Below are 13,195 nucleotides of genomic sequence, written 5' to 3'. Positions count from 1 at the left end.
CGAACACCGATGCGTCCCCAACACAGCGGCAGCTGAAAAACAAAGGAAGCCTCAGCGGTTCCCCAACCGCCGCATGTCCCCATACATGTCGGCTAGCGCCTCACGTTCCCCACCCAAACCGGTTCGGCGGCCCTCAATCTAGACCACCGAACGCAGTCACGGGAACAGCTGGACGAAACACACATCGCAATAGTGACATCGCCTGCATACTGCCCAGGTGACGAGCATCGTGATCCCGGCCCACAACGAGGCGCAAGTCATCGGCCGGCTCCTCGACTCACTTCTGGCCGATTCCTCGGAGGACGAGACAGACATCGTGGTCGTGTGCAACGGCTGCACGGACGACACCGCGCGGACCGCGGCCGCTCGCGGTCCGCGCGTGCGGGTGGTCGAGATCCCCGTGCCGTCCAAACACGCCGCTCTGCGGGCGGGTGACGACCACGCGCGGGGCTTTCCCCGCCTCTACGTGGACGCCGACGTCGTGCTCGGCGGCGCCGACGTACGGGCGTTGACCGCGCCCCTCGACGACGACACCTCGGGCATCCTCGCCACCGCGCCGGAGCGGCGCATTCCGCTGGCCGGCTGCGCCTGGCGGGTGCGCGCCTACTACCGGGTGTGGCAGCGGCTGCCCGCCGTCCGCGAGGGGCTGTTCGGCCGGGGCGTCATCGCGGTCTCCAAGGCGGGGCACGCCCGGATCGCGGCCCTGCCGCCGCTGATGGCCGACGACCTGGCCGCTTCCCTGGCCTTCACGCCCGAGGAGCGGCTCGTGGTCGACGCGGCCCTGGTCGTGGTCCAGCCGCCGCGAACATGGCCGGATCTGATCAAACGGCGGATCCGGGCGGCGGTGTCCACGGCCCAGGTCGAACAGCAGCACCAGGGCCCGGAAGAGACCTCGGCGCGCACGAGCAAGGCGGACCTGATCGCCCTGGTCCGCGCCGAACCGAGGCTGCTCACGGGTGTCGTAGTCTTCCTCGCGGCGGCGGTCGTCGCCCGGCGCGGGGCCGCGAAGGCCATCCGGGCCCAGGACTTCGGCACCTGGCTGCGGGACGAGAGCAGCAGACAGCACTGAAGCGCAGCAGATCCGGAGTACCGACATGTACCTCACCGACCGCTCCGCGCCCGCGGAGGCGGACACCGGACAGGGCCGAAGACGCGGTCTGCGGCCCGGGGTCGCCCCGGTCGTGCTCGTGCTGGGCACGGTCAGCCTGATCACCGACATCTCCTCGGAGATGGTCACCGCGGTCCTGCCGCTCTACCTCGTCAGCACGCTCGGCTTCAGCCCGCTGGCCTTCGGCACCCTCGACGGCGTCTACAACGGGGTCAGCGCGCTGGTCCAGCTGACCGGCGGCCACCTCGCCGACCGCATTCGCAACCACAAACTCCTCGCCGGCCTCGGGTACGGCCTGTCCGCGCTGTGCAAGCCGCTGCTCCTGCTCGTGAGCAGCATCGGCGCGCTCGGCACGGTCCTCGCCCTGGACCGCACCGGCAAGGGCCTGCGCACCGCCCCGCGCGACGCGATGATCTCCCTGTCCACACCGTCCGGGAAACAGGGCCGGGCCTTCGGTGTGCACCGGGCGATGGACACCACGGGCGCGATGCTCGGCCCGCTCGCCGCCTTCCTCATCCTGAGCGCGGCGGCCGACGGTTATGACGCGGTGTTCGGCGTGAGCGCGTGTGTGGCGGTGCTCGGCGTGGTCGTCCTGGTGCTGTTCGTGCCGGGACGACGGCAGGGAGGGCCGGCGGCCGGCGCGGAGCCGTCACCCACCGGGCGGCAGAACCCGGGCGATGCCCCGCAGGCGTTCGTGCCCGGCGCACGGCACGGCGCGCCCACCGAGCAGGCGCCCGGCACGGGCCTGGTCGCACCCGGCGGGCGGCAGGTCACCGGCGCGGACGAGCCCGGTGCCACCGACGACAGGCCCCCGGTCCGCGTCCGTGAAGCGCTCGCGCTCCTGCGGCTGCCCCGGCTGCGCGCCCTCACCGGCTGCGCCGCCCTCCTCGGTCTGACCACCGTCAGCGACGCCTTCGTCTACCTGCTCCTGCAACGCCGCGCGGGCATCGCCGAACAGTGGTTCACGCTGCTCCCGCTGGGCACCGCCGTCGTGTTCCTGCTGCTGGCCGTGCCCGTCGGGGCGCTGGCAGACCGGGTCGGACGGTACACCGTGTTCCTCGCGGGGCACGGAGCACTGCTGACGGGTTACGCCCTCCTGCTGTGGGCGCCGGCCACACCGGTGCTGCCCTTCCTCGTGCTCGCCCTGCACGGGGTGTTCTACGCGGCCACCGACGGCGTGCTCCCGGCCGCCCTCGCGGACATCGTGCCGGCGCGGCTGCGCGCCAGCGGCCTCGCCATCGTCGGCACCAGCCAGGCGCTGGCCCGGTTCTGCTGCTCGCTGGCCTTCGGCGCGGCCTGGACGGTGTGGGGGGACGGCCCGGCGCTGGCCGCGTCGGCGGTCGGCCTGCTGTGCTGCGCGGCCGTCGCGAGCAGGGTGCTGCGGCCGACGGGCGGCAACCGATGACCACCAGGGCCCCGACGGTCCAGGGGCCCCGACGACCACCACAGCCGCACGGGCCCCCCGGCCGAGCTCCAGCCGGCCCGCGCGCCCGCATGCTGGAGCGGACCGTACGGCTGCTCCGGTCCTCCCGCGCGACCACCGGGACCGACAGCCCCGACGCCCGCGAGAAGCTCCGGGCCATGCCGCGCTCCGTTCGCCTCCGAGCCCCCGCGCCACCGAGGGGGCCCCGACGACCACCACCGCCACATCGAGGAACCACATGACACCGCTACGCCGCCGCCTGCTCGTTCTGCTCACGGCGGTCCTGCTGCTCGCGGGCGTGGGCACGGGCCTGGTGCTGCACGCCGCCGACCGCGCGAACCGGGCGAACCGGCCCCAGTCGGGCGGCCCCGCCGTCGGCACGGGCAAGCTGACGCTCGACCAGAAGAACCGCCTGACCTTCATCAACGCGGCCGCGGGCCCGCACCGCACCGCGGTCGCCTCGGTCCCGTCCGCCGATCCGAAGGCCGGACGGACCGCCTCTGACCTCAAGTGCGCACGCTTCTACGCGGCCGCCGGTACCGGTATCTGCCTCCAGTCCAACCCCGGCGTCCTCAAGCAGAGCAACCGCGCCCTGCTCCTGGACGCCGACCTGCGCACCCGCCACACCTACGCGCTCGCGGGCACCCCCAGCCGGGCCCGGGTCTCCCCCAGCGGACGCTTCGTCGCCTGGACCGTCTTCGTCTCCGGCGAGTCGTACGCGTCGGCCTTCTTCGCCACCCGGACCTCGGTCCTGGACACCCGGACCATGAAACTGACGCCCAGTCTGGAGTCCTTCGCCATCACCCTGGACGGCAGGTCCTACCGGGCCGCGGACGTCAACTTCTGGGGCGTCACCTTCGCTTCGGACGACGACACCTTCTACGCCACCCTCAACTCCGCCAACAAGACCTACCTGGTGCGGGGTTCGCTGTCCGGCCGCGAGGTCACCACTCTGGTCGAGAACGTGGAGTGCCCCTCGCTCTCCCCCGACGGAACCCGGGTGGCCTTCAAGAAGCGGGTGTTGTCCCGGACCGACCTGTGGCACGAGTACGTCCTGGACCTGCGCACCCTCAAGCAGACCCCGCTCGCCGAACGCCACAGCGTCGACGACCAGGCCACCTGGCTCGACGACAGGACCGTCGCCTACGCCCTGCCCGCCGAGGGCAAGGTGGGCACCAGCGACCTGTGGAGCGTCCCGGCGAACGGCACGGGCACGCCCCGTCTGCTGATCGCGGGCGCCTCCTCCCCGGCACCCCTGTAGCAGATCGCGGTCAGTGCAACTCGGCCTCCACGGGGTCGTCTTCGAGGAACCCGCCCGACTGGTGGCGCCACAGCTTCGCGTACGGGCCGTCCAGGGCGAGCAGTTCCTGGTGGCTGCCCTGCTCCACGATCCGCCCGCGGTCGAGGACGACGAGCTGGTCCATGCCGGCGACCGTGCTCAGCCGGTGGGCCACCACGAGTGCCGTCCGCCCCTCCATGAGCCGCCACAGCGCCTCCTGGACCAGGATCTCGCTCTCCGAGTCCAGGGCGCTGGTCGCCTCGTCGAGCAGCAGGATCGGCGCGTCGCGCAGGATCGCCCGGGCGAGGGCGACGCGCTGGCGCTGTCCGCCGGACAGCTTGACGCCGCGCTCGCCCACGAGGGTGTCGAAGCCCTCCGGCAGCGCGTCGGCGAACTCCGTGACGTGGGCCGCCTCGGCGGCACGGCGGATCTCGGCGTCGGTGGCCTCGGGCCGGGCGAAGGCGATGTTGTCGCGCAGGCTCCGGTGGAACATCGCCGGGTCCTGCGGGACGTAGGCCATCAGACCGCGCAGGTCGGTCTGGCGCAGTCTGCTGATGTCCTGTCCGCCGACCAGGATCCGGCCGCCGTCGATGTCCTGCATCCGCAGCAGCAGCCGGGTGAGCGTGGTCTTGCCGCCACCGGAGCGGCCGACGAGCCCCACCTTGGTCCCGCCGGGCACGACCAGATCGAGCCCCTCGAAGAGCCGCCCGGCGCCCGCATGGGCGAAGCTCACCCCCTCGAAGCGGACCTCGGCGGGCCCGGGCAGCAGCGGCTCGGGCGACGGCGGGTCGAGCACGGTCGGCGGGGTCAGCAGCAGTTCGGTGAACTGCGCGGCCTCCGTCATCGAGCTCTCCAGGCGACGGTAGATCTGGTTGAACTCGAACATGATCCGGGTCGCGTTGGAGTAGTAGGTGAAGGCGACCACGACCGCCTCCACACCGTGCTCGCCCCCACCGAGGGTGACCGCGAGCAGCAGGCCCAGCGCGTTGGTCAGCACCGACATCGGCGCGACGAAGGTGTCGATGCGCAGATTGCCGTAGTCCCACGACCGGAGCATGAGCCGGCGTGAGACCGCGACGCGGGAGCGGTGTTCGGCTGCCTCGCGTTCCTCGGCGCCGAACGCCCGGACGGTGTCCATGTTCATCAGGCTGTCGGCGACGTGCCCGGAGACCCGGGCGACCGCCGCCTCGCGCTCGGCGACCAGTGCCTGGCGGCGCCGGATGAGGGGCGCCGCGCACAGCGCCGTCACCGCGATCATCGTCAACAGGCCGACGACGAGCAGCGGTTCGTAGCGCCAGAGCACCACCGAGCCGAACAGCAGCGGCACGACATTGCCCACGACCTGGAAGGCCAGGGTGTCGACGAACGGCTCGAAACGGGTGGCGAAGCTCAGGACGCGCTTGGTGAGCGAACCGGCGAAGTTGTCGTGGAAGAACGTCGCGTCCTTGGCGAACAGTTCGTCCATCCCGATGACGTACAGCTGCTCGATGCCGAGGGCGTCGAGACGGTTCATGCAGTGCAGGGCGACCCGCCACAGCCCTTCCGCGAGCAGCAGGACACCGGCGAAACCCAGGATGTACGGCAGTGCCGACCCGGGGGTGAGTCCGCCGCCGTCGGCGATGTCTCCGGCGAGTTTCGCGACGATCAGCGGGGCGATGTAGTTGAGGCCGATGCCGCCCAGCGCGAACAGCAGCATGGCGGGAGCCGTCAGCCGGCGGAGCCGGGCCAACTCCCGTCCGTAGTAACGAAGTGCGAGGCGCACCGCGCCCCTGCGCGGGGTGATCTTCTCCAGCTCAGGCGTCTGCATCCTAACCCTGTGTGTATGGGGAGTAGCGGTCCGAGTTCGGCAGTGTCCCGCGGCGGCACCTTCGCGGTCCACGCGTTTTTCGGCAGGTCAGGCCCACGGTGACGGGCGAAATCTCAAGTGCCGCAAGGGGATTGACGCAGAAAGCGCTTGCCACCTACGGTCCCCCGAATGGGTATGCAGCGAAGATTCGGATGGGCCTCGCTCGCCGCGGCGACCACCATGGCACTGGCGGCCGGAGTGACCGCGGCACCGGCCGCGCACTCCGCGGACGATCCCGTGCGGATCGTGGTCGACGGGAACGACGTACGCGCCGGCAACGTGAACGGCCTGACCTACAAGGGTCTCGGTCTGCTCAGCTGCAACAGCACGAGCAATCTGCTGATGGACTACAAGGCGGAGCACCCCGACCGTTACTGGCAGCTCGTCAGAGTGCTGTTCGGCGGCCGGAACCCGCTCATAAACCACGTCAAGATCGAGATGGGTTCGGACACGAACACGTCGACCGGTTCCGACCCCGCGACCATGCGCACGGCGGACGAACTCGCCGACGCGTCCCGCTCTCCCGGCTTCCAGCTGGCCGCCGACGCCAAGACGGTGAACCCGAAGCTCAAGGTCTCGATCCTGCGCTGGGTCATGCCCCAGTGGGTCCAGACCGAGTGGAACAAGGGCACCGGCACCGACGAGATGTACAAGTGGTACAAGGAGACGATCCTCGACGCGTACCAGAAGTACGGGTACATGGTCGACTACGTCGATCCGGACACCAACGAGACCACGAGACCCGACCTCTCCTTCGTCAAGTGGTACAAGAACGCCGTGGCGAACGACACCGAATTCGCCGACTTCCGCTATGGCTTGACGCCTCGTCAGCAGCAGGCGGCCGCGAAGGCGTATCACGCCATCAAGATCGTCGCCTCGGACGAGAACACCACGAAGAACATCGGCCCGGCGATGCTCACGGACACCGAACTCTTCGGCGCGGTCGACGCGGTGGGCTACCACTACACCACCGACGACCGTCTCGACGGCACGCCGGACAGCGCCACCTACCGGCCCTACTCGAAGCTGGCGACCGGTGACAACGCCTCCGGCCAGGACAAGGAGGTCTGGTACAGCGAGGGCGTCGGCTCCTTCGGCTGGACGGACTACCGGGTGGCCAACACCGAGGGGCCGGGCGGCGCGAGCACCGGGATCGGCGGTGTGCAGAGCGCCCTCGACATCGCCAACCGCTCCGTGAAGAGCTACGCCAACTCCAAGCGGACGCACTACATCTTCCAGCCCGCGATCGGGGCCTTCTACGAGGGCGCCCAGTACAGCCACAAGGAGCTGGTCAGCGCCCGCGACCCGTGGTCCGGGAGCATCCACTACGACGCCGCCGTGTACGTGATGCAGCACTTCACCCAGTTCGCGAAGACCGGCTGGGAGAACGACACCAACACGGCCGGCATCTGGCGCACCGTGCCGGAGGCGAGCTACAGCGGGGTGAGCGGCACCGAGAACGTCGACGGCTCGAACGGCGCGCCCAGCTACATGACGCTCGCCGACCCGAAGAAGAGGGACTTCTCCACGATCGCCGTCAACGACAGCGACCGCACGACGACCTACCGGATCAAGGCCGAGAACATGGACCTGGGCGGCGATCCCACCATGGAGGTCTGGGAGACCCGCGCTGCGGACCCCGGCCAGGCCTACGACGCGAACTTCAAGCACCTCGCCGCCGAACTCCGCCCCGACGGCGACGGCTTCTACACCTACACCGTGCGGCCGCGCTCGATCGTCACGTTCACCACGCTCGACCGCGGCCACGACAAGGCGACGTTGCAGCGCCTGCCCGAGTCCGCGGCCCGCACCGTGCTCGACACCGACGCGACCGGCAAGCGGCACGAGACCCGTGACACCGTCCTGTACGCCGACGACTTCGGGTACGAGGAGGAGGGCCGGGTCCGGGTCGGCACGGACGACGGGGCCCGCAAGGTCTCCCAGCCGTACCTCGAGTCCCGTGGCAACCAACCGCGTTACCTGGTCGACCAGACCGGCGCGTGGGAGGTCGGCAAGGACCCGGACGGCGACAACGTCCTGTACCAGTACCTGGACCAGTCCATGAAGGACACCGGGGCCTGGAACCGGAACACCCCCAACACCACGGTCGGCGACTTCCGTTGGGAGAACTACCGGGCCTCGGTCGACGTCTCCTTCCCGGACCCGCAGGGCGGCCTCGCCACCCTGGGCGTACGCCAGCAGAAGGGCATGGCGGCGACCGACGCGGCGTACAGCGTCGGGATCGGCCCGAGCGGGAGCTGGACGCTCTACAGGTACGGCACGGTGATCCGCACCGGTTCGGTCGCCGCGTCCGACGGCTACCGCCTCGCCGTCGAGGCCAGGGGCGCGACCGTCACCGCGTACGTCGACGGACAGGCCGTCGCCACCTACCTGGACCCGACGCCCGTGACCGAGGGCCGCGTCAAGCTCGGCACCGACTTCCACCGCACCGCGTTCGACGACCTGAGGGTCGAGAAGGTCGCCGGCTACACCCCGTACGCCACCACGCTGACCGACAACATGGACAGCTCGGTCGCCTACGCCGGCACCTGGAGCCGGAACGCCGCCCTCGGCGACGCGATGAACTGGTACCGGTCCATGTCGACGAGCGCGACCGCCGGCGCGACGGTCACCGTCCCGTTCCGCGGCACGGGCATCGACGTCATCGGCGGCAACGACGGAAGCGCCGTCCTCGACGTCTCCGTGGACGGCCGGCCCGTCGCCCGGGACGCGAGGACCACCGCCACCGACAAGCGCCAGGCGACGTACTCGCTCCGCGGCCTGCCCGACGGCAGGCACTCGGTGACCTTCACCCTGAAGTCCGGGAAGATCGTCCTCGACGCGTTCACCGCGCTCTCCGGCGACGTGGACGGCCGGGTCGACACGACACCGGTCCGCAGTGCCCTGGAGGCGGTGGGCTCCCCGGACCGGAGCGACTACACGGCCGACTCCTGGGCCCTGTTCGCCTCCGCACGCAAGGCCGCCAGGCACGCGGTGTCCGGACAGCGGGGTCTCGACATTCTCGGCGTCGAACAGCTCGCGAGCAGGCTCGGCGACGCCTACGGCGGGCTGGTCCGCGAGGAGGGCTGACCAACGCGAGCGGCGGGCCCGCCCTTTCTGGCAGACCCGCCGCTCGTCACCGTCGGGACGACAGGATGTGAACTCCAGGTCCTGGCCCCCGGAGACGTCCGCCGTCGCCGCCCTTGTTGGTTTCGCTACGTTCCTGAGGGAACTTGTCCCGAGCATGTAGTCCGGATGCGCGAGGGCGTCGGCCGTACACGCGGCGCCGAGCCGGCCGCCGTTCGGTCCAGTCAGCCGACAGGAATGCCGGGGAGGCCCATGCATGCCCGGGCAGGGCGGCGGTAACGGATTCCAGTGTCGGAACAGACGATCGGCCGGCACCGGGACTCCGGTGCGCCCATCGGACGCCGGCACGAACACGACGACGTGGGGTCTTCTCCCTCGCGACGAGGGACGACCTGCACCCGTCCACGGAACACCGTGCGTCGGCGCTCGCGTACGTCCCCCGACCCCGGCGCCCGGCGAGTGCGTGGGGAAGCGGTTCCTGCACTCATGAGGCTGGGACGCGCCCGCCCGGACGGGCGGTGATGGCGAGCGCGCCCAGGGCCTCCTTACTCCAGCAGGGCCCCGTCGCGGTCGAGGCTCAGGACGTCAGGCCGGGTCCGCACCGGCCCCCGCCGTGAGCTTCGGCCGGACGTCGGGCGCCGTCGTGTGCCGGATGTCGGCGCCCAGCTTCACCAGGTCCTCGACCAGGTCGCGGTAACCGCGGGCCAGGTGGTGGTGGTTGCGCAGCGTGGTCCGGCCCGGTACCGCGAGCGCGGCGAGCAGCAGGACCGCGGCGGCGCGCAGGTCGGTGGCGTGGAGGTCGGTGCCGGGCCGGTACGGCGGGCAGGGGCCGTCGACGCGCAGGACCGTGTCGTCGACCGCCGTCCGCATGCCGAGCGCCTCCAACTCCGGGGCGAAGCCGAAGCGGTGCTCCCAGACGGCCTCCCTGATGTGGGTGGGGCCTTCGGCGTACGCCGCCAGCAGGGCGAAGAAGGGCTGGCTGTCGCTGAACACGCCGCGCGACATGGCGGTGAACTCCACCGGCCGCAACGGCTTCGCCAGCGGATGCGCGGTCACCTCGTCGGCGCCGACGTCGACGCGCACCCCCATGCGGTCCAGCAGGTCGAACTCGGGCGCGAGCGCGTGGACCGCGCGGTCGATGCCCGGGCCGGTGATCCGCAGCGGCTCGTCCGCCAGCAGGACGCCGGCGCAGATCCAGGTGACCACCTCGATCAGGTCGGGGATCAGTGTGACGTCGGCGGGCCGGTCCAGTGCCTGAGGGCCCCGCCCGCGGATCACCCACGTCTCGGGCCCTGCGAACTCGATGTCGGCGCCGAGGTCACGGAGCACGGTGACCATGTCGGTCACGTCGGGCTTGAGATACGGGTGGTGCAGCGTGGTCGTCCCCTGCGTGACCGCACCCATCAGCAGCGCGGTCTTGACCGCACCGCTGTAGCAGGGCCCGCTCATGAGCGCCTTGTTGCGCGTGTAGTCGAGCATGTCGATGGTGCACGGCGTGAGCCGCTGCGCGGTGAGGTCCACGGAGCCGTCCGCCGTCAGCCGGGTGGTGACCCCGAACCGCCCCATCACGTCCAGCATGTGCTCGACCGGCCTGCCGCGCGGGCCTTCGCCGATCGTGCAGCCGCCGCTCGCGGGCAGCCGGGCCACGCCGTTGCGCGAGACGAGGGCGGGCAGCAAGTAGAGCGAGCCGTGGATGCGGCCGACGAGATCGGCCGGCAGCTCCGCACGGTCCCAGGCGGACGCGTCGACGGTGAACGTCTCGGCCGGCCCGTCGTAGTGCGCGTGCGCGCCCGCCGCGCGGAAGATCTCGCCCAGCACCGTCGTCTCGACGATGTCCGGGCAGTTTCCGATGCGCACCGGCGCGCTCGCGGTGGCCGCGGCGGCCACCGTGGTGACCAGGGAGTGCTTGAACCCGGAGGTGCGGACGGACCCGGAGAGCCGGTTCCCGCCGTGGATCTCCAGTAGCGGCTCGCCCGGGGGAACGGGTTCTCGCCGACGGTCCTGCATGGGGGTACCTCCTGCGCTGAGTGGTGACGGGGCGGGTGAAAGGGGCCGGTGTTCGATCGAACGCAGCCACTGCCGCGCTTGACTCGCACTGGTCAGGTGGACGACGGCGAGGCCGGGGTGCAGGCCGAGGAAAGCGGCCGTCTCGGCCCGCCGGGTGGCGTGCTGGGACCAGGCCCAGCGCAGCGGGTGGCGCGGGTTGCGCAGCATCGACCGCCAGGTCTCCCGGTTGCCGTGCCACAGCTCGCGGCCGGTGGCGGCCCGGACCACCGAGCGCCGCAGCACGCGGCTCATGACGGTGTGGCGGGGCAGGTCGAGCCAGACGAACGTGTCGGCGCGCTCGGCGAGCAGGTCGCCGACGACCCAGTGGTACTGGGCGTCGCAGATCCACGCGGGTGTTCGCGTGGCGCGCTCCACGTCGTCCGCGAACTCGGCCCGGTGGGTCCACCCGGGCCCGTGGTAGAGCGCGTCCATCTCGATGTGCCGGATGTCCAGCGCCCCGGCGAGGGCGGCGGCCAGCGTGGTCTTGCCCGCGCCGGAGATCCCGCCGACGACGACCCGCCGCAGCGGCGTGGGTGCGGGCGCCGCTACCGGCCGGGTGGGCCGCGTGAGGAACCCGACCGACAGGACCGTCCCGGCGCAGACGACGGCCAGGCCGAGCCACAGGACGGTGTTCCCGTGGGCCAGCAGCGCCGTCCCGGCCGCCGGGGCGACGGCGCCCGCGATCCCGAAGGCCGTCTGGAAGGTCGCGTTGTAGCGGCCCTCCAGACCGGGCGGCGCGGCGGCGTTCGCCGTGGTGGTGACGACCGGGGCGAACAGCGCGTCGCCGAGCGTGCCGATCAGCGCCGCGCACAGGACGACCGCGGTGGTGGCCGGCCCCGCCCAGCCGGACGGCGCCATGACGAGGACCGCCAGGGTGAAGAAGCAGCACGCCAGGCGCAGCACCCGCGGGGCGGGGACACGCCGCGCGTAGGCGACCGCGGGGCGCCGGGCCACGGCCATCGACACGCAGGCGACGGCGATCACCACCCCGGGCACCCACGACGGCTGCCCGAGCACCACGATGGCGACCACCGGGAGCATCGCCGTCAGGCAGTCGGCGACGAACGCCAGCAACAGCGTCAGCAGGCACAGCCGCAGGAAGCCGGGGTCGTCACGCAGGTCGCGCCACCGCCACGCCCGTCCGTCGGCCGGAGGCTCGGCCGCGGGGGAGGTCCGGACGTGCCGACGCACCGTGAGCACCAGGACCATGGCCGCGGCGTAGGTGAGGCCGTTGGCGTAGGCGACCAGGTGCAGTCCCGTACCGCTGTCGATCAGCAGGCCCCCGGCGGTCGCGCCGATCGCGCCGCCCGCCGCCCACCCGCTGACTTTCAGCACGCTCGCCGTGCTCAGCACGCCGATGAGCGCCTCGGCCGGGACCAGCCGGGCCAGCAGCGGTGTGCTGGCCGTCCAGAACAGCCGGTCCGCGGCGGCCGCGACGACGGCGAGCGCGCCGACCTGCCACGTGGCGGAGACGAAGGGGAACAGTGCGAACACCCCGGTGCGCACGGCGTAGCTCAGGGCCGCCCCGTTCGCCGGACCCCACCGGTCCACCAGCAGGCCGTTCACCGGTCCCGCCAGGAGGCCGAGGAGCCCGCCGACCGTCAGCGCGGCACCGACGTGCGCCAGGGGGAGGTGCTGCCCCCGGGTGAAGAAGATCAGCGCGACCGGCGTCCACAGGCCGTTGCCCACGCAGTCGACGGTCAGCGCCACCAGGTAGGTGCGCTTCCCGGGCGTCTCCCGTCCCCGGCCGATCCGGAACGGGGTCACGGGCGGACGAAGTGCACGAGCAGCGCCCGCCGGTCCACGGGGCAGGTGTCGGCGACCGGCGGGACGCCGTGCCAGGACCGGTCCGAGCGGACGAGCACGACGGACGTCCCGGTGGTCGGCGCCACCCGCTTCGCGCAGTCGTCCATGTCGGCGCTGCGCAGCAGCCGCAGGTCACCGCTCCACTCCGGGTCCCACCCGTCGTTGAAGTAGAAGAGGTGGGTCACCGCCTTGTCCGGGCGGTCGGTGTGCGGCTCGATCCAGCAGCCCCGGGCGTAGCGGGTCATGCGGGCCTCGACCAGGCTCCGCTCCAGGTCCACGCCGGTGAGCGCGGACAGTGCCTCGCGGTAGGGCTGGGAGACGACGTCCGCGACGAGCTGCTGCCAGTTCGCGGGGAGCGTGCGCACCTGGTCCTCGTCGACCGCACCGGCGGTGACGAGGTTGCGGTTGAACATCCGGTACTGCTTGTCGGACCGGTTCAGGTCCGTGCGCTCGGACTCCTCGAAGCCGGCGTCACTGAACTCGCCGCGCAGGTTCTCGGCGACGGCGTCCGTGACGAACGAGCGGGGGATCACGGCGTGGCCGAACGGGTCCTGTTCCAGCTCGGCCCGGCTGATGGTCTCGATGTCGACGAGGGACACG

The 13,195-nt window shown here is 71.7% G+C and carries 7 protein-coding genes; 4 read left to right on the top strand and 3 right to left on the bottom strand.

Going from position 1 to position 13,195, the window contains the following annotated elements; genetic code table 11:
- The first annotated feature begins 217 nt into the window (after nucleotides 1–217).
- The 3 genes from ACIRP7_RS24805 (at nucleotide 218) to ACIRP7_RS24795 (ending at nucleotide 3,792) form a co-directional block, all read left to right on the top strand.
- Complete coding sequence (locus tag ACIRP7_RS24805) at nucleotides 218–1,069, top strand: glycosyltransferase (RefSeq protein ID WP_403663436.1); 852 nt, start codon at nucleotides 218–220, stop codon at nucleotides 1,067–1,069.
- 25 nt (nucleotides 1,070–1,094) lie between these two features.
- A complete protein-coding gene (locus ACIRP7_RS24800; RefSeq protein ID WP_403663433.1) occupies nucleotides 1,095–2,513 on the top strand; it encodes an MFS transporter in 1,419 nt (472 codons plus the stop codon).
- 256 nt (nucleotides 2,514–2,769) lie between these two features.
- Nucleotides 2,770–3,792 carry a TolB-like translocation protein gene (locus tag ACIRP7_RS24795; RefSeq protein ID WP_403663430.1) on the top strand — a complete coding sequence of 341 codons (1,023 nt, stop codon included), beginning with the start codon at nucleotides 2,770–2,772 and terminating at the stop codon, nucleotides 3,790–3,792.
- Between the two features lie 10 nt (nucleotides 3,793–3,802).
- Here ACIRP7_RS24795 and ACIRP7_RS24790 read toward each other — a convergent pair whose 3' ends face one another.
- Entirely contained in the window at nucleotides 3,803–5,617 is a 1,815-nt protein-coding gene (locus ACIRP7_RS24790) for an ABC transporter ATP-binding protein (RefSeq protein ID WP_403663427.1), read from the bottom strand.
- Nucleotides 5,618–5,785: 168 nt separating this feature from the next.
- Between ACIRP7_RS24790 and ACIRP7_RS24785 the strand changes: the two genes are divergently transcribed.
- Nucleotides 5,786–8,746, top strand: a complete 2,961-nt coding sequence (locus ACIRP7_RS24785; protein WP_403663424.1) for a GH59 galactosidase — start codon at nucleotides 5,786–5,788, stop codon at nucleotides 8,744–8,746.
- 582 nt (nucleotides 8,747–9,328) lie between these two features.
- On the opposite strand, the gene ACIRP7_RS24780 is transcribed toward ACIRP7_RS24785, so the two are convergent.
- Together ACIRP7_RS24780 and ACIRP7_RS24775 are read right to left on the bottom strand one after the other, a co-directional pair.
- Nucleotides 9,329–12,556, bottom strand: coding sequence for an MFS transporter (locus ACIRP7_RS24780; protein WP_403663421.1), 3,228 nt, complete (start codon nucleotides 12,554–12,556; stop codon nucleotides 9,329–9,331).
- On the bottom strand, nucleotides 12,553–13,194 hold the full coding sequence (locus ACIRP7_RS24775; protein WP_403663418.1) for a prolyl hydroxylase family protein: 642 nt from the start codon (nucleotides 13,192–13,194) through the stop codon (nucleotides 12,553–12,555). The genes ACIRP7_RS24780 and ACIRP7_RS24775 overlap by 4 nt, the downstream gene beginning before the upstream one ends.
- Between the last annotated feature and the right edge of the window lies 1 nt (nucleotide 13,195).

This window comes from Streptomyces sp. NPDC102270 (assembly GCF_044766405.1).
Taxonomy (GTDB): Bacteria; Actinomycetota; Actinomycetes; order Streptomycetales; family Streptomycetaceae; genus Streptomyces.
The sequence above is the reverse complement of the archived record's forward strand: the minus strand, read 5'-3'. Positions and strand labels throughout refer to the sequence as shown.